17 protein-coding genes are annotated in these 23,134 nt (G+C 31.1%); 1 reads left to right on the top strand and 16 read right to left on the bottom strand.

From position 1 onward, the window contains the following. Window positions 1–60: 60 nt before the first annotated feature. The 14 genes from ACO5J6_RS07200 to ACO5J6_RS07265 form a co-directional block, all read right to left on the bottom strand. A complete protein-coding gene (locus ACO5J6_RS07200) occupies window positions 61–1,278 on the bottom strand; it encodes a DUF4912 domain-containing protein (protein ID WP_485643050.1) in 1,218 nt (405 codons plus the stop codon). 70 nt (window positions 1,279–1,348) lie between these two features. After that, on the bottom strand, window positions 1,349–1,738 hold the full coding sequence (gene atpC, locus ACO5J6_RS07205; protein WP_485643051.1) for an ATP synthase F1 subunit epsilon: 390 nt from the start codon (window positions 1,736–1,738) through the stop codon (window positions 1,349–1,351). A gap of 19 nt (window positions 1,739–1,757) precedes the next feature. Then, complete coding sequence (atpD, locus tag ACO5J6_RS07210) at window positions 1,758–3,155, bottom strand: F0F1 ATP synthase subunit beta (protein ID WP_485643052.1); 1,398 nt, start codon at window positions 3,153–3,155, stop codon at window positions 1,758–1,760. 18 nt (window positions 3,156–3,173) lie between these two features. Further along, on the bottom strand, window positions 3,174–4,034 hold the full coding sequence (gene atpG / locus ACO5J6_RS07215; RefSeq protein ID WP_485643053.1) for an ATP synthase F1 subunit gamma: 861 nt from the start codon (window positions 4,032–4,034) through the stop codon (window positions 3,174–3,176). Between the two features lie 15 nt (window positions 4,035–4,049). Then, entirely contained in the window at window positions 4,050–5,555 is a 1,506-nt protein-coding gene (atpA, locus tag ACO5J6_RS07220) for a F0F1 ATP synthase subunit alpha (RefSeq protein WP_485643054.1), read from the bottom strand. Between the two features lie 19 nt (window positions 5,556–5,574). Then, on the bottom strand, window positions 5,575–6,102 hold the full coding sequence (gene atpH / locus ACO5J6_RS07225; RefSeq protein ID WP_485643055.1) for an ATP synthase F1 subunit delta: 528 nt from the start codon (window positions 6,100–6,102) through the stop codon (window positions 5,575–5,577). A gap of 4 nt (window positions 6,103–6,106) precedes the next feature. Continuing rightward, window positions 6,107–6,601 (bottom strand): F0F1 ATP synthase subunit B, encoded by a 495-nt coding sequence (gene atpF, locus ACO5J6_RS07230; RefSeq protein ID WP_485643056.1) that lies wholly within the window; start codon window positions 6,599–6,601, stop codon window positions 6,107–6,109. Between the two features lie 56 nt (window positions 6,602–6,657). After that, window positions 6,658–6,894, bottom strand: coding sequence for an ATP synthase F0 subunit C (atpE, locus tag ACO5J6_RS07235; RefSeq protein ID WP_485643057.1), 237 nt, complete (start codon window positions 6,892–6,894; stop codon window positions 6,658–6,660). A 51-nt stretch (window positions 6,895–6,945) separates the two neighbouring features. Continuing rightward, window positions 6,946–7,815 (bottom strand): F0F1 ATP synthase subunit A, encoded by an 870-nt coding sequence (atpB, locus tag ACO5J6_RS07240; protein WP_485643058.1) that lies wholly within the window; start codon window positions 7,813–7,815, stop codon window positions 6,946–6,948. Between the two features lie 89 nt (window positions 7,816–7,904). Further along, the gene (locus ACO5J6_RS07245) at window positions 7,905–8,303 is read right to left on the bottom strand and encodes an ATP synthase subunit I (RefSeq protein ID WP_485643059.1); all 399 of its coding nucleotides are present in this window, start codon (window positions 8,301–8,303) and stop codon (window positions 7,905–7,907) included. A gap of 182 nt (window positions 8,304–8,485) precedes the next feature. After that, window positions 8,486–8,830, bottom strand: a complete 345-nt coding sequence (locus ACO5J6_RS07250; protein ID WP_485643060.1) for an AtpZ/AtpI family protein — start codon at window positions 8,828–8,830, stop codon at window positions 8,486–8,488. Window positions 8,831–9,179: 349 nt separating this feature from the next. Beyond that, window positions 9,180–9,929 carry a class I SAM-dependent DNA methyltransferase gene (locus ACO5J6_RS07255; protein ID WP_485643061.1) on the bottom strand — a complete coding sequence of 250 codons (750 nt, stop codon included), beginning with the start codon at window positions 9,927–9,929 and terminating at the stop codon, window positions 9,180–9,182. Between the two features lie 572 nt (window positions 9,930–10,501). Then, window positions 10,502–12,043, bottom strand: coding sequence for a 2,3-bisphosphoglycerate-independent phosphoglycerate mutase (gene gpmI, locus ACO5J6_RS07260; RefSeq protein WP_485643062.1), 1,542 nt, complete (start codon window positions 12,041–12,043; stop codon window positions 10,502–10,504). Window positions 12,044–12,142: 99 nt separating this feature from the next. Then, on the bottom strand, window positions 12,143–15,037 hold the full coding sequence (locus ACO5J6_RS07265) for an autotransporter family protein (RefSeq protein ID WP_485643063.1): 2,895 nt from the start codon (window positions 15,035–15,037) through the stop codon (window positions 12,143–12,145). Window positions 15,038–15,388: 351 nt separating this feature from the next. Between ACO5J6_RS07265 and ACO5J6_RS07270 the strand changes: the two genes are divergently transcribed. Then, window positions 15,389–15,886 (top strand): methylated-DNA--[protein]-cysteine S-methyltransferase, encoded by a 498-nt coding sequence (locus ACO5J6_RS07270; RefSeq protein WP_485643064.1) that lies wholly within the window; start codon window positions 15,389–15,391, stop codon window positions 15,884–15,886. 589 nt (window positions 15,887–16,475) lie between these two features. On the opposite strand, the gene ACO5J6_RS07275 is transcribed toward ACO5J6_RS07270, so the two are convergent. Continuing rightward, window positions 16,476–19,742: a UvrD-helicase domain-containing protein gene (locus ACO5J6_RS07275; RefSeq protein ID WP_485643065.1), complete on the bottom strand. Its 3,267-nt coding sequence runs from the start codon at window positions 19,740–19,742 to the stop codon at window positions 16,476–16,478. Further along, on the bottom strand, window positions 19,735–23,106 hold the full coding sequence (locus ACO5J6_RS07280) for a PD-(D/E)XK nuclease family protein (protein WP_485643067.1): 3,372 nt from the start codon (window positions 23,104–23,106) through the stop codon (window positions 19,735–19,737). Before ACO5J6_RS07280 ends, ACO5J6_RS07275 begins: the two co-directional genes overlap by 8 nt. Between the last annotated feature and the right edge of the window lie 28 nt (window positions 23,107–23,134).

The raw sequence follows: 23,134 nt of genomic DNA on the forward strand, positions 1-23,134 counted from the left end.
ATTTTCATTTAAATTCCAAGACAGCTGTATTTATTTTTTTAATTACTATATATTTCTATTTTAAGAACTTCTGACACCTGTCATTATTAATTTATCAGGTCTTGTTCTTCTTATTTCCCTCTCTGCAAGATTTTCCGAGGCTCCTACTTTTAAAAGTCTTTCCAGTACTTCTACCGTAAATTCTTCGTCATTTACAACAGGATTTCTCATAAGTTCTATAAATTCTTCGTTTTCCTTAGTAGGAATAGGGCTGTTAATATATTTTATAAGCTGATTTGTATTTTTATCCTCTTTTACAGTTCCCCATAACAAATCAAAATTATCCGACAGTTTATCCGAAGGAGATATAGCTTTCTCGGAATGTGCAACTTCTGAGAAATTTCCGTATTCATCTTCATAACCTATAAATACCTCATAATTACGGTTTTTGTCTATTTCTCCTATATAATGAGACCCTATTCTCTCGTGTCTTATTATTTTTCTGTATTCATTACCGTCTTTAAAGAGTTTTATAACTATATTATCAACTACATTTTTATTTTTAACCAACTTTTCAAAAGTATCATCTCTTATTTCCCAGTAAACATAAAGGGTAGTGGGGTTTTTAGGCATCAGGACAACCTCATCTACAAAATACGCAGAAGGTAGAGGTGCCTTGTCAAAATAAATATCTTCCGACTTGGCTTCCCCTTCATATTCTGCTCCTTTGGCAAACTTTGCCCTGTTAATTTCCGTTTCTTTTTCTCTTTTTTTTATCTGGTCGGCATCTATTCCTTTATAATCAAAATTTATTTCCCCACGAAAATCATCCTTATGTTTTCTGTACTTTTTTCTTAAACTTCTTATCAATTTTTTATTAGGATAATTTCTGTAGTAACTTCTGCTTCTGTAAATATATGTTACTTCCGATGAAAAATCTATTTCTTCTACCTGCTCGACTTCATTTTTAATGGCAATTTTATCATCCTGAAAATCCTTATTTATTATTTCTTCTTTGATTTTCTCAATTTCTTTAGTTGCTTTTTCACTGATTTCTGCTACTTTTTCGACTAATGAAACTTCTTTTTCGTTATTTTGGGTAACCTTTTCAATATTTTCATTTTTCTTTATATTTTCATTTGATTTGACATTTTCATTTAGAGAAAGATTACGTTTATAACCTTTTTTTTCAAGTTTCTGCATTATCTTCTCTCTATTAAATGTAAGCCCCAAAAAAATTTTTTCTTTTTTAGCACAACTAACCAATTCTTCTTTTGTCATTTCATCCAAATACTTCATACACGGCCTCCGTATTTTATATTTTATATTTTTTAACTGACTGTATTTACGTAAATGTTTCCGAACTTGATTACTTTCTTCTTAAATTTTCCTGTATGCGTTTCTTAGTTCCTAAAATGTCCTGTTCTTCCCTCAATTTATGCTGTTTTGCAAGTTCTATTGCAGCTTTCTTTGCCATTTTTATCGCTTCAGCCGCAGTAGCTTCCATCATATCTTCACCTAAAATTACAACTTTATCCTGTCTGACTTCGAGAAATCCTCCTTCGAGATAATAAGTAGTTTCTATGTTTTCTTTTTCTCTTACGAGCATTTCACCTGCACCTAATGAAGAAATAAAATTGGCATGTTTTGCCAGAATACCTATATCTCCGTTTTCAGTTCTGACTTTTACGAAAGTTACGGGTTTTTCAAAAACAAGACCTTCAGGCGTTACTGCTTTCAATATAAACTCTGTAGCCATACTCAAATCTCCTAATAAATTATTCTCTTAATAATTCCCTTGCCTTAGCAACCGCTTCATCAATAGTCCCTACATATAGAAATGCCTGTTCAGGCAAATCATCATGCAGTCCTTCAAGAATTTCCTTGAACCCTCTTATAGTTTCCCTCAAAGAAACATATTTTCCTTTCATTCCTGTAAACTGTTCGGCTACCGAAAAAGGTTGCGAGAAAAATCTTTGTATTTTTCTGGCTCTGTTTACTATCATCTTATCATCATCAGAAAGTTCATCCATTCCCAATATTGCGATTATGTCCTGTAACTCTTTGTATCTTTGCAATACTCTCTGAGTTTCCCTCGCAACTTTATAATGTTCATTTCCGACTATTTCAGGCTCCAATATTCTCGAAGTGGAATCCAACGGATCCACAGCGGGATAAATCCCGAGAGATGCTATTTGTCTTGATAACACCGTTGTCGCGTCCAAATGAGCAAACGTAGTAGCAGGAGCAGGATCTGTCAAATCATCGGCAGGCACATAAACCGCCTGAACGGATGTTATTGACCCTGAGCTTGTGGAAGTAATTCTTTCCTGCAACGTTCCCATTTCAGTAGCAAGGTTCGGCTGATAACCGACAGCTGAAGGCATTCTTCCCAGTAATGCCGAAACTTCAGCTCCCGCCTGAGTAAATCTGAATATATTATCTATAAACAGAAGAACATTCTGACCTTCCTTATCCCTGAAATATTCCGCCATTGTCAGAGCCGTAAGAGCAACTCTGAGCCTTGCCCCCGGCGGTTCATTCATCTGTCCGTACACCAGTGCAGTTTTATTAATAACTCCACTTTCTTTCATTTCATTATACAAGTCCCGTCCTTCCCTTGTTCTTTCTCCGACACCTGCAAATACTGAAAGTCCTCCATGTCCTTTGGCAATATTATTTATAAGTTCCTGTATTAAAACTGTCTTACCTACACCGGCTCCTCCAAAAAGTCCTATTTTCCCTCCTTTGAGATATGGAGCAAGCAAATCTACGACTTTTATCCCTGTTTCGAGGATTTCCGAGTCAGTTCCCTGACTTTCAAAAGACGGAGCTTCCTTATGTATCGAATCTACAGCATCAGGAATTATTTCTTCTCCGTCATCCACTGTATCTCCCAACACATTGAATATTCTCCCCAAAGTCTTTCTTCCCACAGGCACCTGAATGGGTCTTTCCAAATCAATTACTTCAAGACCTCTTCTAAGTCCGTCAGTCCCTGACATCGCCACTGCCCTTACAATGTTATTTCCAACATGGGAATGAACTTCGGCAACAATCTTTTTACTATTCTCAATATTTATTTCCAACGCATTATATATATCCGGTAATTTATCCAGAAATTTTACGTCTACAACCGGTCCTATTACCTGAACCAGTGTTCCCTTATTTTCCAAGTTATAAACCTCCTTATCTTACTTCAAGGCTTCAGAGCCTCCGACAATCTCTGACAGTTCCTGAGTAATTTGTCCCTGTCTTTCCCTGTTATATTGTACTGTCAATTTTTTTATCATTTCATCAGCATTATCATTTGCCTGTCTCATCGCAGACATTCTCGCTGAATGCTCACTGGCTGAACTTTCAAGCAATGCCTGATATAATTTTATATTGAGAACTTTCGGAATGAACTCTCTTAATACCTGCTCTTCCGACGGCTCAAATATATATTCTTTTGTAGGAAGCCCTTCCTTTTTTTCTATGGGAAGTATTTTTTCAATCTGAATATTATATTCTATCGCAGAAACAAATTTTGAATATAACAGATATACTTCATCATAAAAATCATTCAGATAAAATTCCACTACATCTTCACTTATTTTTTTTGCTTTTTCAAACATAGTTTCAGGAATTAGCTGAATATATTCGCTATCTACCGACACATCTTTATTTTTACAATAATCTCTGGCTTTTTTCCCTATTGTTATTATGCTGATATTTTTACCTTCTTTTCGGAAGTCTTTTATCATCTCTTCCATTCTTCTCAACATATTGGAATTAAAACTTCCGCAAAGACCTCTGTCAGATGTCATTACTACGATCCCGACTTTTCTGACTTCCTGTTTTCCGTCAAAGATAACGTGTTTCTTTCCTGTCAGACTGGCAACCAGATTATCAAAAGCTATATCCAAAGTATCCGAATAACTTCTCGATTTCAAAGTCAGTTCCTGAAATTTTTTAAACTTTGTAGATGAAACGATATTCATTGCATTTGTAATCTGACTCGTATTTTTTACGCTATCAATTCTTTCTTTTATTTCTTTCATATTTGCAGCCATATATCACTCACCTGCTTACCATATATAGTCCTGTTTATAATCTGCTATATATTCATTTAGTTCTTTTTCAGTTTCTTCGGTTAATTTTTCCTCTTCCTTGATTTTGTTAAGGATTTCACTGTTCGTTCTCAAACTTTCAATCAAATCATGTTCAAAATTAGTTACTTTTTCGGTAGGCACATCATCAAAGTGACCTTTAGTAACACAGTAGAAAGATACAACTTCTTCTTCAACTCTGTAAGGATTGTACTGTTTCTGTTTCAGCACTTCCATTATTTTAGCCCCTCTGTTTAACTGCTCTCTCGTAGCTTTATCCAAATCGGAACCGAATTGAGCAAAAGCAAGAAGTTCGTTATATTGAGCAAGCTCTATTTTCACTTTGGAAGAAACCTGTTTCATCGCTTTTATCTGGGCACTTCCTCCAACCCTCGACACTGATATTCCTGGATTTATAGCCGGTCGGAAACCTGAATTAAACAAATCCGTTTCAAGGAATATCTGACCGTCCGTTATGGATATGACATTTGTCGGAATATATGCAGATATATCTCCCGCCTTTGTTTCTACAATAGGTAACGCAGTTATGGAGCCTCCGCCAAGTTCATCGCTCAATTTGGCAGCTCTTTCCAACAGTCTTGAATGCAGATAAAATACATCTCCCGGATATGCTTCCCTTCCCGGCGGTCTTCTAAGCAGTAAGGACATTTCCCTATATGCCACAGCATGTTTGGACAAATCATCATATACTATGAGTACGTGTTTTCCCTGCTGCATAAAATATTCAGCCATTGCAACTCCCGCATAAGGTGCCAAATATTGCAATGGTGCGGCTTCTGAAGCTGTAGCAGCGACTATTGTAGTATAGTCCAAAGCTCCTTCTTCCTGCAACTTTTTATAAATTTGCGCCACTGTTGACCTTTTCTGACCTATAGCTACATAAATACAGTATACATCGTTACCTTTTTGATTTATTATCGCATCTATCGCTATTGCCGTTTTTCCTGTCTGTCTGTCTCCTATTATAAGTTCTCTCTGTCCTTTACCTATAGGTACCATTCCGTCTATAGCTTTTATTCCCGTCTGTAAAGGCTCATTTACGGGTTTTCTGTCGATAATCCCATAAGCGGGACTTTCAATATCCATATATTTTTTGGCAGTTATGGAGCCTTTTCCGTCTATCGGCTCTCCCAAAGCATTTACAACTCTTCCGAGTATTTCTTCTCCCGACGGAACTTGTGCTATTTTGCCCGTACCTTTTACTATTCCGCCTTCTTTTATTCCTCTTATTTCTCCAAAAATTACAGCCCCTATATTATTTTCTTCTAAATTCAGTGCCATTCCTGTTGCTCCGTTTTCAAATTCGAGCAGCTCTCCAGACATTGCACTGTTTAATCCGTATATTCTCGCTATTCCGTCTCCTATTTCCAGTACTGTTCCGGTATTGGAAATATCCAGCGTTTTTTTATAATTTTCAATTTCAGTACGAATTATTTTACTTACTTCTTCCGGTTTGATCCTCAAGAAAAAGCACCTCCAATTTTTAAATCGTTTTTTTCAAAGCTTCAATTTGATTTCTTATGGAACCGTCTATAACTTCGTTACGTATTTTGACAATCCCGCCTCCTATAAGGCTTTCATCAACTTTAACATTCAAAACTACCTTTTTTTTATATTTCTGTTCCAGTTTTTCTGTTAGCTTATGTTTCTGTTCTTCCGAAAGTTCTTTAGCAAATATTGCAGTTATCGGAAGTTTATCATTTTCTGCATAATAAATTTTCAAAAATTCTTCTTTTATATAAGGAATTAAGGACAATCTTCCCTTTTTTACTATATAATTTACAATTTTCAATGCATCTTCACTTACAAAATCAAAAGACTTTTTCAAAAATTCTTCTTTCTCCTCCACTGTAGTAACAGGATCCATCAAATATTTTCTAAATTCTTCCTCTTCCTCATATTTTTCAAGCATAAGGTTCATTACCTCACGGATTTCTCCGATTTTACCGGAAGATTTTGCTATATCGTAAATGGCTGAAGCATATCTTTTTGCAATTCCGCTTTTGTCCATAATACTATTCTCCTACTTCGTTAATAAAATTATCAATTATTTCATCTTCCTTGCCTTTTATATTTTCTTTTATTATTTTTTCAGCAAGCTCAAGTGCCATTTCTCCTACTTCTTTCTGAAGCTCAAATTTGGCATTTTGTCTCATTTTTTCTATATCGGCTTCTGCTTTCATCATCATTCTTTCCCTGTTTGCCATAGCAGTAGAGATAATCTGGTCTTTTCTTTCATCAGCCTGTCTTTCGGCTTTAATAAGGATTTCATTGGCTCTTCTCTTGGATTCTTTTTTCAGTTTTTCAGAAGCTTCTTTTTGCTCCGCAAGCTTTTCTCTTTCCCTATCCACTATTTCCATTTCAGACAAAGCCAGATGTTTTCTTTCCTCTATCACTTTCTCAATCTTTTTTGCAAAAACTTTCCAAAAAATATACACTAATATTAGAAAATTTATTATTTGGATAGCCATTGTAAAATCTATATTTATTAAGTTTGATCCTTCTGACATTTCTTTCTCCTTAATATTTCCGTATGATTTTTAAATTACTTAAATTATTTAAAAAACTATCCTTTCAGGAATATTAACAGGAATGATATAACCAATGCGTAAATCCCTGTGGATTCTGTAATTGCAAGTCCTATAATCAATGTTTGCATAATATCCTGTTTTGCCTCCGGCTGTCTTGATACCGCTTCAACTGCATAAGCTGTTGCTATCCCTTGTCCAAGACCTGCTCCTATTCCCCCTACTGCTGCTATTCCTGCACCTAATAAAGCTGCTGCCTGTACTAATCCTTCCATTTTTTAATCCTCCTAAAAATTTTAATATTTATTTTGTTTATTATTTTATATTCATTCTTCCTCTGTTTCTTCACCCAGCACTTCACCTACGTAAACAGATGAAAGTACGGTAAATACAAAGGCCTGTATCATTCCGACAAAACCGTCAAAGTATAATTGCAATATCCCTGCCCAACCTATGGAAAAAGAGAACTGTCCTCTCACAAGGCTGTATAAAAGTCCTACAATTATAAGTCCTGCAAACATATTACCGAATAATCTCATTGACGTATTTAACGGTTTTGAAATTTCTCCGACTATATTTATCGGAAGCATAAACCACGCGGGTTTCATTAAACTTTTTATATATCCTGTTATTCCGCCTCTTTTTATAGCTATTGACACAAACAGAACTACTACTATCATTGATAAGCCTATCGTTGTATTAGGATCGGCTGTAGGCGTCCTGAAAAAAGGCTTAACGTAAAAATCTCCATTTTTCCCTTTGGAAACTGTTATTATAAAAGGAAACAGAAATAAACTCAAATTGGAAAAAAGTATAAAAGCAAATAATGCCGAAAAAAACGGTATAAATTTTTTCTTATACTTACCGAATGTGGATAAAAACATATTTTCTATAAAATGATAATATTCTTCAAGAATAATCTGTAATTTCCCCGGATTCGCCACACTCAGTTTAGCTGTTCCTCTCTTTACTATTAATGCAAGTAAAGCCATAATTACCCAAGTGTTTAACACTGTCTGACTGATAGAAAATTTCATACTCCCTATAACAAAATTGTAATATGTCGGTGCTTCTATTAAACTTTCAGGCATTACAAATCTTACAGGCAGGAAAGTCGAAATTAATGATAATACTAAATTAACGACAACTGTCAATCCTAACAGCAGTAGTGCAAAAAACGTTACTTTTTTAAGCATCTTTACCTCCTGTTCTTTATAAAATCTGTTTATAAACATCTTATAGATATTTACTGAATTATAATCTAAATCTTATTATACTCCAATCATTATGATTTTGCAAACTTTAATATTATATTATTTATAAATAATGAAACTTTAAAATTTAGAAACCCTACTGCTGTCGCTATAATATTTCTCGTAGTATAGCTATCAAAATATTTTTGACTTATAAATCTGACAAAATACATTCCTGCACAATAAATAATAATTTTTTTCAAAAATTCAAACATTCCTCTAAATTTATCGTGATTACCTTCATATACGGCTTTGTATGCTCCGATTATTGTCAAATAGGTATTTATCATCGAAATCAGAGAACCCGTAAAAAAACCGAGATAAAGTTCAGGTTTTTTCAGAAAAATACCTAAAATAAGCGATATTACAGTTAAACTTATTGAAGTTATATAATTTATTTTTATTAATTCAGGTAAATTTTTAAACATCATTACTATTACTCCTCTTTTGTATTCTGCTCATAAATCTTGACTTCTTCGTAAATTTTTAAAAATTGTTGCTATTATTCCATTATTTTTTCTTTTAAGTTCATTTAAAAGCTGAATGTTCAAGTATATAATCAAGTATGATAATACAATATTATACTATATTATATTATCATATTTCTGAAATATTACTTAATATCCATTACCTGTCTTATCAACGTCCAGTATCCCGCAAAAGCACCTATTACAAGCAGTATCACAAGGACAATAGGCTGTTGAGCTTTAAAGACAAATTTTTCGAGCAGCATATACACTCCTAACATCAATAATACAGGACCTGCTAGAGTATAAACCATATTAGTTGCTATAAGAAAATATTTTAATAACATTCTGTCTTTCTTCTTTTTCAAATCTTTTTCCCTATTATGTCTGCCAAGTTTTTTTTCCAGCTCATAAATTTTTTTTTCCCTGTCAGTCATTTTTTCCTTTAATTTTTCCTCTTTTTCTTCCATTTCTTCTTTTTTTTCAATCATTTTTTATCTCCTGATTTTAAAATTTTATTACTTTTTAAAATCTAAATTTTTTAATTTTATTATCATTTTTTTTAATTTCTAATATAGTAAACTTTATAATATTTCAAATTATAAAAACTTCTCATATATTATTTAAATTTATGAATTTTAATTATATGATATTTTTTCATTTGAAAAAATTATTATCAAATTATATATTTACTCTTATAATTATAACTTTCAATTCATTATATAATTCTCAATTAATTGTATAATATAACTGTGCAATCCTTAAATAGACCAGTTGATATGAATAATCATTCAACAATTAATTGTATAACATAACTGTTTAATTTTTATAATTTTAAATTTATAATTTTTTAAATATAAAAAATATTCTGCTTTCTCCAAATTTCGGATTAGTAGCTACATCAAAAATCTCAAATCCTTTATTTCGTGTAGTTTTTACTATCCATTCAGGTTCATATATATATTTATAGTGCTGTTCATTGTATTTCCTAAACAGATTTCCATTTAGTAAATCACTGTTTTTAGATTTTTCAGCCTGTTTTATAAACAGATCTATTTCGATAAAATATCTTCTCTTACCGCGTTTTTCATATCTCCAAATACTTGTATATTCAGGTTCTTCATCTAAAAATATTCCGTTTTCAAATATTTCTTCAAATATTTCCTCTGTTACAATATCAAATATCAAATATCCGTCTTTCCTTAAATTTCTATTCGATTTATCAAGAAATTTTTCAAATTCCTTTTCATTTTTCAGATAATTTACCGTATCAAAATTGCATATTACATAATCAGCTTCAGAACCATTTTCATAATTTATAATGTTCTCATTTATTAATTTATAACTGTTATTTTTCAGTTTCTTATTTTCAATCTTTTTCTTTGATACTCTCAGCATATCTTCAGATATATCTACTCCCGTAACAGAAAATCCGTCTTTCAAAAATCTATAAATAAATTCTCCCGTGCCGCAACCTAAGTCGAGGACCTCTCCTTTATCCTTTATATAATTTCTTAGAAAATTATACCAGCTTTTATAATCCACATGTTTCATAAAAACATCGTAAATTTCCGCAAATTCTTTATGCAATTTTTTCTCCCAATTATTATATTTTTTATCAGAACAGTCTTAAAAATGGAAATTTTTATAAATTATAATTTAACTAATAACTATATTTTTCGATATTTTCTATTTTTAAATCTCCGTTCACAAGATATCTGACCTCTTATTATAATATCATATACCGATAAAAATATCCATAGGTCTAATATTTAAAATCCTATTGCCTTTCTGCTTCACTTTCCTTGTATTCTGCAACTTCTACCCTGTCAGCTTTACGCTTTTACGTCATTTTTTATATTATATCATTTATATAATCTTTTATATCTTCTTTTTGAAACTTGCTCTCTTTAACTTCTTCTTTTTATTCTGACATACAAACATACATATATTATATAACATACACATATTATGTATTATTATACATTTTATCAGTTTATATATTAAAAGATTTTTTATATGACAATATTGTATTAATATTATTATATAAAAAACTGAAAAAAGTCTAAAATTTATACTTTTTTCAGTTTCCATTTTCAGTTTCTATACGTTTATATTTTTTTATATATCTTTATAAAATTTCTTGTTTATAAAACCTCTTGTTATTTTATTATTAAACTTTCCCCATCCATTTCAGCAGGCTTTTCAACTCCAAGTAAATCAAGCATTGTAGGTGTTATATCTGCAAGTTTACCGTCTGTTCTGAGTTTTGCATTTTTCATATCATTAGTTATAAGTATAAAAGGAACAGGATTTACAGTGTGTGCCGTATAAGGGGCTCCCGTTTCAGGGTCTACAAGCAAATCAGCATTTCCGTGGTCAGCAGTTATAAGTACAGCTCCGTCCATTTCAAGCACTTTATTTACAATCTGTCCTGTGCAGTTGTCTACTGCCTGACATGCTGCAATTACTGCATCTACTACACCTGTATGTCCTACCATATCAGGATTTGCAAAGTTCAGAACTACAGTATCCACTTTTCCTGTATTCAGTTCTTCAATCAGTCTGTCTTTTACTTTATAGGCACTCATTTCAGGCTGCAAATCATAAGTCGCCACTTTTGGAGAATCTGAAAGAAGTCTGATTTCCCCTTTATAAGGTTCTTCTACTCCTCCGTTAAAGAAGAATGTTACATGGGCGTATTTTTCAGTTTCAGCAGTTCTCACCTGAACCAGTCCTGCTTTGGATACTACTTCTCCAAATCCGTTTACTATTTTTTGAGGCGGATAAGCTACAGGTACATCAAATGTTGAATCATACTGTGCCATACATACAAAGTTTACTTTAGGATGTACTTTTCTCGTAAATCCTTTGAAGTCATCCTCAATTATCGCTCTTGTAAGCTGTCTCGCCCTGTCGGGTCTGAAATTCGCGAATATTACTCCGTCGCCTTCTTTAATAATTCCCGCAGGCTCTCCATTTTCAGTTACTTTTACAGGTTTTACAAACTCATCGGTTACTCCGTCAGCATAAGAAGCTTTTATTCCTTCCACTGCGGAAGTTGCAACTGCACCTTCTCCTAAAAATAAGGCATTATAAGCAGTTTCTATTCTATCCCAGTTATTATCTCTATCCATTCCGTAATATCTTCCTATAACCGAAACTAATTTCCCTACACCTGCTTCATCAAGAGCTTTCTGCATTTGTTCCAAATACCCCGCTCCACTTTCAGGAGGAGTATCCCTTCCGTCCATTAATGCGTGAACATAGACTTCTGTCAATCCTTTTTTCTTAGCCATATCGACTAATCCGATTATGTGATTGATGTGGGAATGAACTCCTCCGTCAGACATAAGTCCCATTATATGAAGTGCTTTCCCGTTTTCCTTTGTTTTATTCATAACATCTGAAAGAGGCTTATTATCTAAAATCAGCCCTTCTCTTATTTCTTTTGTAATTTTAGGTAATAACTGATAGACTACTCTTCCTGCTCCTATATTCAGGTGCCCTACTTCAGAGTTTCCAAACTGTCCTTCAGGTAATCCTACAAATTCTCCGTCAGCTCGTAATTCAGTAAACGGATACTCTTTTCTGTATCTTTCAAAATTCACAGGATGTGCCATTCTCACAGCGTCTACCTGCTCTGTGTAATGATTCATTCCCCAACCGTCTAAAATTATTAAAACCACAGGTCTTTTTTTCATCTTTTTCATCCTTTCATCTTTAAATTATTGTTACTTTTTTTACTTTTCCCTGTACATTATACTCGCTTTTTAATAATTTGGCAAGGGATTGTTTTTCACTTAGAACGAAGCTCCAAATCCTAAACCTACTCTTGCATTTTTTCCTCTTGTTTCGTATCCTCCTGTCAATGTCAAACTGTAATGTCCTTTCTCAAATCCTAAGCTTACATTTCCTTTAAAGTTCCCTCTTTCTCCTTCTTTTTCCCCTTTTAACTTATACCAGTCTGTTCCCGTTCCTACAAATCTTATTCTGTTTTCTATGTTCTCTACTTTTCCTACCTCATAATCATATCCTATTCCCAATATCGCCCTTATTCTCGCTCTGTCTGTTATCGGCTGTATATAACCCATTTCCAATCCGGCTTCAGGTCTTATCGAGTAATAGTCGTTACCTTTTACTTCCAGTCTCAATACTCCGTTCTTTTCTTTTATATTGTTGAATTTTCCGTATTCAGCTTTCAGTCCTACATATGGTCTCAATGTAAATGTTTCTGTCAGATTTATATCCTTTCCTATCTCGTTCTTTATTGCTCCTCCATATGCGTTATAGCCTGCCTGTCCTGTATATTGCTCTCCTCCTACCACATATTTTCTTTCCATTTCACTTCTCGATATAAATCCTTCTCCCGTTACTTTCCAGTCCATTCCTAATCCTAATTCAAATGTCTTATGTACTCCTAATTTCAGCATTGATACTTCTTCGTCCGTTCTTCCGCTATCTTTCAGCTTGAAGTTATTCACTCCTGCCGCTGCATACCAGCCCAATTTCTTCTCTTTGCTGTTGTATGCATATACCGCTCCGTATCCTGTTGCTTCATGATCAGGTACTTCGTCTATCTTTGAACTGTATTTCCCTTTAGTCGCAAATGTTTTTACTTTACTTCCTTCCGTTACTTCTTTCTGTATATCGTTTATTTCCCTGTCAAGCATTGTCCCTGTCTCTTTTATTCTCTGCTGTACATTTATGTACTGGTTTCCTGATACTTCCTTGTATGTCTTGGATAACAGTTCCCTCTGATTGTTTCCCAATGTGTTTATGTAATTAAATAACTGTTTCTCTTTTGAATCAGCTGAATTTGAAACATATCTTTCATCCAGTCCTGCCGCAAGTTTTTTAGTTTCTTCATCTTCTGCAAACTCTGTATACGATTTCTTTTTAAGAGTTACATTTTTTACTTCATTTCCTGATGTTTCCGCTTCGGCCTCCCAAGTCAGGGCATCCGATTTTACATCTATTTCCTTTATATTTCCTCCTTTAAAGGACGCATTATATTTGGAAAGTATTTTTTTATCTACTTTTATTTCTGTGCTGTTAGTTTCCGAAGCAGCTTCGGCTCCCATTACGAGATTTACTTTTTCAACTCTTGAAGAAGCTATACCGTTTATAGGGTTTGTTTTTCCCAATGTATCTACATACAGCTTAGGACTTTCCAGACTCATCGGTACTTTTATTCTGTTCATAAGCATTTGTGCCGTTATCGGGTCTACTATCTTTTCTCTTACTATTTCTTCTTTTGAAGGTTGACTATTACCCGGATATATATTAATAGTTCCGTAATTTCTTACAGTTCCTCCACCGTTTAATATTCCTATACCTCCATACGAATAACTTATGTCTATTGTGCCTCTGTTTTCAAATATCGCATTTTTTCCTAAAACAACTCCTATTACCCTTTTTGGATAATATTCTTCAAATAAATCACGAGTATCGGCGATAATACTACCTTCATTTACTCCATAGACATTTTCTCCTAAAATCATACCTATAGCATTATCTCCTTTTAGAAGTATTGTTCCACGGCTGTGATTTACTACTTGGGGAGTTCCGTCTCCTGTTCCACGTACTTTATACATTCCTACCGAATTTGCCCCCACTTCAATTGTTCCTTTTTCTTGCAAATGACTGCTATTACCATTGTGCAGGGAAACTTTTTCCGAATCTGTGTACATTCCTATGTTCGGATTTCTTTTATCCGATGAAGCTCCAACCGATATTTTACTTCCGCCTACATATTCATAATTATATATTGAATATTCCCCTTCTCCCGTACCATACATTCCGATAGATTTATCACCCTCCATATTTATTGTTCCTGCATTTCTGAAAGTTTTCATATGACCGTTATCTATTTTGAAATAAGCTCCTATTACATTTACAGTTCCAGGTTTACTCTCTATTGTTCCTTCATTTTTATAATCTCCGTAAGTGGAAATATTAGGATCTGCCGGTATGTCCGAATGGTCGTATCTTTCAACTCCGTAATATGTACCTATTGAATTATTTCCATTGATACTTACTTTTCCTGCATATCTAAATTCCTGATTAGTTATAAGACTATAGTTTGTTGAAGACCAGCCATTACCTCTTATTATTGCAGTCGGTTTTACTGCCTGTAAATATATTCCTACAGATTCTTCGCCTATAGTAACGGTTTTTCCTCCTCCACCTGTAACATCATTTTCTTTTGCATATACCGCAATAGACCTCTTCCCGGTCATGGTTATATCATGTTTAATAGGTTCCCCATTTCTATGTATATATCCACGATCCAGAGGAGTTACTTTTATTCCTATCTTGTTATCCTCATTAAATTCAAGATAGTAATATGTTCTCCAGCTTGAAACTTTGGGACTTAGTTCATCAGGATTTACAGGAACTCTCAGTCTCTGTCTATCCACTTTTACTACGCCCTCTCTAAATGAATTAGCGGAATTATTCGGGTTATTTGGGTTATTCGGGTTATTTGGGTTATTTGGGTTATTTGGATTTCCGTTATTACCTGAATTATTTCCTCCTGAATTATTCCCATTACCTCCTGCTCCCGGATTATTCGGATTTGACGGTATACTCGGTGTCGGTGATGATGTTCCGCCTCCGCCACCTCCTCCGCCTCCGCCGCAGCTCATTACAACTACAGCTAATAGAGCAATTAATACCATTTTTTTTCTTTTCATAATTTTTCCTCCTGAATACAATACCTAAGCTTGATTTATTTATTTTATATTTTTTATTTGTTAAGCTGTTTTAAACATTTCATATGTTTTCTATTTTTTTGTTCTTTTTTTTATCTTAATATTCAACTTTAATTTCATTATACTATCTTTTTTTTAAATATACAATCTAAATTAAAAAATAATTTTTTTATTTTTTTAATTTTTGTGTACCTTTAGCAAAAAAGGCTTTATTATTATTTAATTATTTTTTATTAAAAATCAATTTTTCGAAAATAGAAAACAGGAATTTAGCTTGTATCTGTTTCATAATTATATTATAATATAGAAAAATTATACTGAAAAGGTGATTATATGAGATACGTGTATTTTTATGACACTAAAATTAAGGAATTAGGTACATTAGGAATTGGAGCGGATGACGACAGGATAACAAATTTGTTTTTTGAATTTGAAACTGAAAATGTAAAAAAGAATAAAGATTACACTATAAAAGAAACTCCTTTAATTAAAAAAGCGGCAACTCAGTTATTTGAATATCTGAACGGAAAAAGAAAAAATTTTGATTTGCCTTTATTAAAAGACGGAACGGATTTTCAAGTATCAGTATGGAATGAGTTAATAAAAATTCCCTATGGAGAAACCCGTTCTTATAAAGATATTGCCATTGCCATTAATAACGAAAAAGCTGTAAGAGCTGTAGGAATGGCAAATAATAGAAATAAGATTTCCATTTTTATTCCGTGTCATAGAGTTATAGGAATGAATAAAAAACTTGTAGGATATGGCGGAGGACTTCAAATAAAAGAGTTTCTCCTTAATCTTGAAAATGCAAAATTTTATCAGTCCTAATTCTGTTAAATATTAAGTTCAGGTTTCTAAATGCAAAACTATGATAAAATTTTCAAAAATTATCTGAAAAACTGTAATCTTTCACAATATAATATCATAACCGATAATATCATAGCTAAAAATTATATTTACAGCAGTATTTTTGGAAATATGCTTAATATAATAGGTAGAAGCAAATCGACAATAAAAACATTAGAAAAGTTATTTCAGAAAATATGCTTAGTATGATAGATAGATATCAAACATTTTTGGACAAGGTTTCTGAAGTAATTCAGGAAATATGTTTATTCTGATTCAGATTCTGACTTGATTTAGTGTAATAGCCTAAATTTAAAATATTATAATTGAAAGTTATATCTATATATTAAAACACAATGAAAACGGAAATATCTTTTTAAATCCATTTGAAATTTTATAATTTTATAATACAATTTCTTGTATTATTTAAGTAAAACAATTTAAAAAAATTTCTCCAATATGGATAAAGATATTTCCAATTTTATTTTTCTTTTTTTATTTTAAAAATTTATTTTAACATTAATATTCCAATACTTATTAATATTTCTATACTCATTATTATTTATTATTTCTACACTTCCAGAATTTTTGTAAAAATCTCATATTTTCCTGATATTTTTTCAGCCAATATTTTTTTATATTCTTCCAGCTGCTGTATATATTTTTCATTTTCTGTAGGCTCAAATCCTGTCTTATAGTCATATATGAATATTTTTCCGTTTTCTTCATCAATATTTATTCTGTCGATAATTCTTTTATTATTTTCACTGTCATATATTTCAAATTCAGTATAAACTTTATATTTCCTGTCATAAATCTCTTTATTTTCTAAAATAAATTTTTCCATTCTTTCAAGAAGCTCTTCTATCAGTTTCTTTCCGAGCATATTCCCATATCTGCTTAAAAAAGCCGATTTCGCATTTTTTCTGTCATTTTCATAATCATTAGTCATATGCTCAAAATAATAATGCATCGCAAGTCCTTTTTTTCTTCTAAATTCCCCTTCCAAATCTGTCTTATAATTATTAACAGGTTTCTTTAGTATATCATCATCAAAATATGACATAATGCTGTCAATTTCTTTATATTCTCCGATCGGTGTTTTTCCTCTTTCTTTTCGGCTTTCAGTTATCTCTCCTATTGAATAATATTCCTCATCATTATAAATTTCAATCAGTCTTTTTATAAAACTGTCCTTAAAGCTGTCTTTGCCTTTATCTTTTATTGTATACGCTTCCATAAACAGCAACAAATTTTTTTTGGCTCTTGTCAAAGCTACATAGTCATTGTTGATATTTTCCATTTCCTCTTTTTTTCTGTTTTTTTCATTTATTCTAAAATAATCACCGTCAATAAAAATTTTATTATATTTAGGGAAAGTTATCAAAAAGTTATTCACTTTTTCAAATTTTTCATCATAATCAAAATATATAATCAAATCTCTGTTTTCCCGTGTTATTCCCGTATCATTTTCATAATAAATCACAGTGTCAAATTCCAGTCCTTTGGATTTATGTATTGTCATAAGATTTATGGCTTCTTCATCACCGCTGCTAAGCTGTTTCAGTTTTTCCTTTTCATCTTCGACATAAGTTACAAACTCAAATAAATCATTGTGTTCTTTTAGAATATTGAAAAATTTAAAAATATTTTTTATATCGCTATTTGTAGAATAAAATTCCAAAACATAAAATTCTTCCATAAGTTTTTTTGAAAAATTTTCTTTTTGATACTTACTGTTCAAATCCCCTGAAAGATTTTTCAATTTTTTTATTTTAAACAGTATTTCGGAAAATACAAGTCCATTTCTTTCCATTTTATCTATATTTTTATATTCCGAAAGACCGTTTCTGATTTTTTCTTCCTGCCTGTTTACAAAATCCGAAAACTTTTCATCGTCTCCATTTTTTATATATTTTTCTGTTTCCGATTTGTTTTCCAACATATATTTTACATGGTCATTCAGACATCCTATCAAATCAGACCTCATAAATTCCAGCAAATAGGCATAATTATTAAAAACAAAATATTTTATAAGCTTATAAAGAGGCTTTATCACGCTATGCTCCAAAAGCAAAGAGCTGCTATTCAGAGTATAAGGGATATTTTCTTCATTAAGTCTTTGGGCAATTTCATTCAGCTGCTTATTTTTCCTGCATATTATACATGTATTTCCTAAATTTTGTATTTTACCGTCTTTAATCATACGTATCATTTTTTCATAAGCTGCCTCGGGTTTCTCTTCGCCATTATTATATTTAGTTTTTCTTTTCTGTAAATGATAGCTGAAATATCCTTTCTGATATTCAGCATCATCCCTGTATTTTACAGGATTGTAGGACCATTCACCATTGTAATTTTCAAATATGCTGTTTACGTTTTCAATTATTTCTTTATAGCTTCTGTACGACTTATCAAGATTTTCCGAATTTCCTCCGATAAGCTCCTCAAGTTTCTCAAACAGCTCCTTTTCTCCTCCACGCCAACTATAAATACTCTGCTTTTCATCTCCTACACACACTATATTTTTAGCACTGTTCAACAGCAGTTTCAATATTTTCCATTGTAAAACACTCGTATCCTGAAATTCGTCAATCATAACGGTATCAGCATTTCCCCCGATTAATTCCAGAAAATCGTCGGTTACCCTGTCATTTTTTACAAATCCGAGTTCTTTATTAAATATAAACTTATACGTATAAGCCGTAATATCATCATAGGTAAATCGTTTGGAAGAAAGCTTTATATGTTCAGCTATATCGTAAATCATATTTGCAGTATCAAAAATTTTATTATGTAAAGACAGTACATGAAATGAAAAAATATAATCGGAAAGTTTCCGAATGAATAAATCCTGTAATTCTTTCAATTCTCCGACTATCTCAGCTACTTCTTTTCCTCTGACTTTATTTCCGTTCCAAATATTTTTTGAGAGAAAGAATATTTCCCAATTTTCATCTATTAATTTTAATTTTTCTTCCTTATTTTCAATTCTGTCTTTAGAAATTTTCTCGTCTATATTTTTAAATTCTTTATATATATTTTGAAATTCTGAATTGATATAATCTCCCGCATTTCCATTTTTTATTTCCGAAACTTTTTCTATCAGACTAAATATATCTTCAATATTTTCAATAAACTTTACATTATTATTTTTTATATTTTTATTATTAGAATTATCAGAAAATCTCATACTTTCTATACCGATATTAAATTCTTTTATCCGTTCTATTTTATAATTCTCATTATAATTTTCTGCTAAAATAAAATTTTTTCTCATATAAATTATATTTTTTATAAAATCAATATATGTATTTATATTTTTTCTTTCTTTCTTTTCTTCAAATACAAAGCTGAATTTTTCAAAATAACCGTTATTATTCAGTATTCTTACCAAAATATCCTCATAAAAGCTGTCGTCTTCCTCTTCCAGTGTTTCATAACCGTAAATACCGAAAAAAGGAGCTATAGTATTTTTAAATATTCTGTTTGTAAATCCGTCTATCGTATATATACGGATTTCATCTTTATTTTTTATCATTTCAAAATATATGCTTTGCAGCCTGTCTTTATCAATCTCGTCGCTTTTAAATCCGTATATTTCCTTTAAACTTTTTTCCAGTTCTTCAAATTTATATTTTTCAAAAGCTATTTGATAAAGAAAATCATAAATTCTGTCCTTTATTTCAGCCGTCGCCTTTTTTGTAAAAGTCATTACAACGATATTTTTATAGTTTACTCCTTTTATGAGGTTAGCAATATATTCAAGGGACAGTCTATATGTCTTTCCTGTTCCTGCTCCTGCTTTCAGTATTTTCTTATTAATCATCTTAGTCATCGTTCAGTTCATCCTCCTTTCTTGCTATATCTTCGTATTTTCTCGCAAAATATGCGTCTTTTTCGTTTCCTAAATTATAAAATTCCGTTTCGTAATATTCTTTTATAATCTGTTTTATATTTTCTTTTGTGAGTATATCCTTTTCTTTTCTCTCCTCATCGGTGCTTTTTTTGCCTTCCCACGTATTTATTACCCACTTTCTGAGAATTTTATTTCTATTCTCCTCCAGTATTGCCGAATAATAATCCAGCTGATTAAATGCCCTTGCCTCATTTCTATCATTGCTTTTTCCTGATTTATAATCTACAAGTATTTCTTCCGTATCTGTTTCTATATGCAAATCCACTATTCCGCTTATACGGACATTTTCATATATTTCTTTTTCAGATTTATTTTTTATTTTTTCTTCGGAATGAATTTTTACGTTTCTTTCGGAAAGCAGATACTCCGACAGTTCTTTTAAAAATTTTTTTGCAGATTTCACAATTTCCACAAAAGATATTTTTCTATAAAATACCATATATTCTTTGGGTATTTTGTACTCAAAAGAATTCAGTATTCCGTTAAAGGTCTCTCCTATTTTTTCATCACTTATTGTAAACTCACCTTTTTCCAATGCTTCTTTATTTTCCATGACAATTTTCTCGTATAATATATGGATTATATTCCCGAACATAAGAGCGTCTATCTTATCTTCTATATTTTCAGCTTCGGTTTCTCCTATCATTTTTTCAATATAAAAACCGTATTCAAAATCTTTGATTTTTTCAAAATCATAAAAACCGAGACTTAATATTTCTTCTTTCAATTTTTCCCTGTCTTTTTTCAGTTTTGATTTTATAAATTTTCCAATTTTTCTTTTTACAGTTTTCGTATCTTTTTCATCGACTTTATCGACTTTTTTGTCAGTCTTTTCATTGACTTTCTCAGCAGTTTTTTTATCAGGTTCTGAATTTTCTGAAAACTCACCTAATTCAACGAATTTATCATATTCAGAATACATATTAATCTCATTTAGTTCCTTAAGTTTAGGAATTTCCATATTTTTCCTTAATTCTGCTAATTCAGGATATTCAGAAAAATATTTTTTTACAAAATTCAGTTCTTCCTGTTCGGATATTTCATTTATGACAGAATTTATGTCATATTTTAATTTTATTTCTTCTACAACTCCCGCGGAATCAATTTTTTCATCAATATTTTTCACATAAGACAGATAAACATTTTTTGCAGATAGAATATTTTGATAAAATCTGAAAATTTCTATCTGTTTTTCATCATCACTTACGGGAAGTCCCATTTTAGCCCTCTGTATTTTGGAAAACAGATAATTGTTCACTTTTATTTTAGGAAAAGTATCCTGTAAATTGAGAAACATTATATTTTCTTTCCGTGTTTCAGACATTGAAGAAAAAGAGTTTATCGTATACTTTTTTTCATCTTCCTGTTCATCTATCTTTTCCAAATCAAGACTTATCGCTTTTTTATCCAGATATTTTAAAAACAGTTTCAATAAATTCGGAGATATATTTTCTCCAAAAAAATCCTGCCACAGATTATCAAAGCTAAAATCTTCCAAAACTGTCATTTCGGACAATGCTTCAAAATACTTGTCCCTTATATTAATATCTTTCTCATTGCTCTGATTGAATATATTTTCCAAAAATTTTCTATATTCATCTAAAGTTTTGTAAGAATATATTTCTTCCATTTTAGAAATAAATTCAATCATTAAATTTATTCCTGCTTTTTTTTCCGAATATTTCTCACTATTTTCAGAAAGTTCATAAAGTTTCTCACGGGAAATATATTTATAGTCATCGGAAACAAGCTGCTGAAATAATCTGTATGATTTTCCCAAATCAAATATTTTCAAAAAATTTTTAGACTTAAAAGCATTATAAAGTTCTTTCATTCTAAAAAGATATATTTTATTATTATTTTTCAGATAAATATCCGTTATTTTATTTTCAAATATTTTATTTTCAAAATCTTTTAAATTCTCTATTTTACTATCATTATCTTTATCATCAAAAACAGTTTCTGCTTCGTTTTTAATATCATTATTTTCATAATTAAAGACAGTTTCTACTTCATTTTTGCTATCATAACTTTTTCTATAAACAATTTTCATATTTTCGAGAATATTGTAAATCAAGTTCAATATTTTATAAATTTTCGTTTTTTGCATTGTAATTTCAAGATTATACGTAATTCTGTTCTGATTCAGCAACTGATAATCTTTCTCATTATTTACAGTTTCTTCCTGCGTATCATATATTTTATATCCTGATAATTCTTTTACTTTATTTGCTGCTTCCTGTATTTCTTTCCGAACATTGTATATTTCATGGAAAGCCTTATCCAAACCTGCGTTTTCTTTACTTTCTGTTTCTATGAGTTTTTGCTGTTCAATTTTTTTAAAATTTTTATCTGATTTATTATTATATTCCTGCTGTTTGAGCCTAAATTCAGTTTTATCTGAAATTATATCCAAATTAGTAACTGTTTTTTCTTTGCTTTCAACTTTATTTTTTTTAAAATTTTCCTCATTTTTTTTCTCTTCCAGCTCTATATGAAGTCTTTTTATTACTCCCAATAACTGGGCAAATTTATTTTCAAATTCGTGTATTTCTATGTTTACATTATATTTTTTCCTGAAAATTTCCTTATCGGGCAAACCGAAAGTATCCTTTATTTTCATTTTTTCTTCGTCAAAATCATTTTTGTCTATTTGAAGTATATTTTCAACTTTTACACCATTTTTTTCAATAACTTCAAAAATCTCCTTTTCAAGGGGAGTAAACCTTACTTTATTTATAAAACATATTTTTTTATATTTTTTTATAAAATCTTTCGATATATTTTCAGGTTTTCTTAGCATATAAGGAAGTGTAAGCCCTTTTTCATCCGATTTTTTCATAATTTTATCATTTATTTCCAGCAGAATTTCAAAAGTTTTCTCCTGCCATTTTTCCAGCCTGATTTTATTATAATCTATTTTATATTCCTGTAATTCCGAAAAAAGCCCGTAAAAATTATATGCTATATCTATCACATCATAATATCCGTTTATTTTCAGTTCCTTTTTTATTTTATCGGTAAGCGAATTGTAAAACAGAATTACCTGCTTTTCTTCTTTCAATACTATTTTATCTGTTCTGAAAAGCTTTTCATAAAAATCATATAAATTTAGTAATTTGAAATTATGAAAGAGATTTTCTCCTGATTTCAGAAACTCCCTTTTTATTTCAAAAAACGAAGATGAATTTTCAAATACATACAAAATCTCTTCGTTTTTCCTAAATTCTTCAAATACTATTTCTTTTAAATCCGACCCCAGTCCAAAATATTTTATATTCATCAGATTTCTCCTTATAAACTGTTTTCCG

Source organism: Pseudoleptotrichia sp. (genome assembly GCF_057270515.1).

Bases quoted from the DNA above. Each gene is read 5' to 3' on its own strand.
- ACO5J6_RS07200 (WP_485643050.1), bottom strand. From the start codon at position 1,278: ATGAAGTATTTGGATGAAATGACAAAAGAAGAATTGGTTAGTTGTGCT.
- atpC (WP_485643051.1), bottom strand. From the start codon at position 1,738: ATGGCTACAGAGTTTATATTGAAAGCAGTAACGCCTGAAGGTCTTGTT.
- atpG (WP_485643053.1), bottom strand. From the start codon at position 4,034: ATGGCTGCAAATATGAAAGAAATAAAAGAAAGAATTGATAGCGTAAAA.
- atpH (WP_485643055.1), bottom strand. From the start codon at position 6,102: ATGGACAAAAGCGGAATTGCAAAAAGATATGCTTCAGCCATTTACGAT.
- atpF (WP_485643056.1), bottom strand. From the start codon at position 6,601: ATGTCAGAAGGATCAAACTTAATAAATATAGATTTTACAATGGCTATC.
- atpE (WP_485643057.1), bottom strand. From the start codon at position 6,894: ATGGAAGGATTAGTACAGGCAGCAGCTTTATTAGGTGCAGGAATAGCA.
- atpB (WP_485643058.1), bottom strand. From the start codon at position 7,815: ATGCTTAAAAAAGTAACGTTTTTTGCACTACTGCTGTTAGGATTGACA.
- ACO5J6_RS07245 (WP_485643059.1), bottom strand. From the start codon at position 8,303: ATGATGTTTAAAAATTTACCTGAATTAATAAAAATAAATTATATAACT.
- ACO5J6_RS07250 (WP_485643060.1), bottom strand. From the start codon at position 8,830: ATGATTGAAAAAAAAGAAGAAATGGAAGAAAAAGAGGAAAAATTAAAG.
- gpmI (WP_485643062.1), bottom strand. From the start codon at position 12,043: ATGAAAAAAAGACCTGTGGTTTTAATAATTTTAGACGGTTGGGGAATG.
- ACO5J6_RS07265 (WP_485643063.1), bottom strand. From the start codon at position 15,037: ATGAAAAGAAAAAAAATGGTATTAATTGCTCTATTAGCTGTAGTTGTA.
- ACO5J6_RS07270 (WP_485643064.1), top strand. From the start codon at position 15,389: ATGAGATACGTGTATTTTTATGACACTAAAATTAAGGAATTAGGTACA.
- ACO5J6_RS07275 (WP_485643065.1), bottom strand. From the start codon at position 19,742: ATGACTAAGATGATTAATAAGAAAATACTGAAAGCAGGAGCAGGAACA.
- ACO5J6_RS07280 (WP_485643067.1), bottom strand. From the start codon at position 23,106: ATGAATATAAAATATTTTGGACTGGGGTCGGATTTAAAAGAAATAGTA.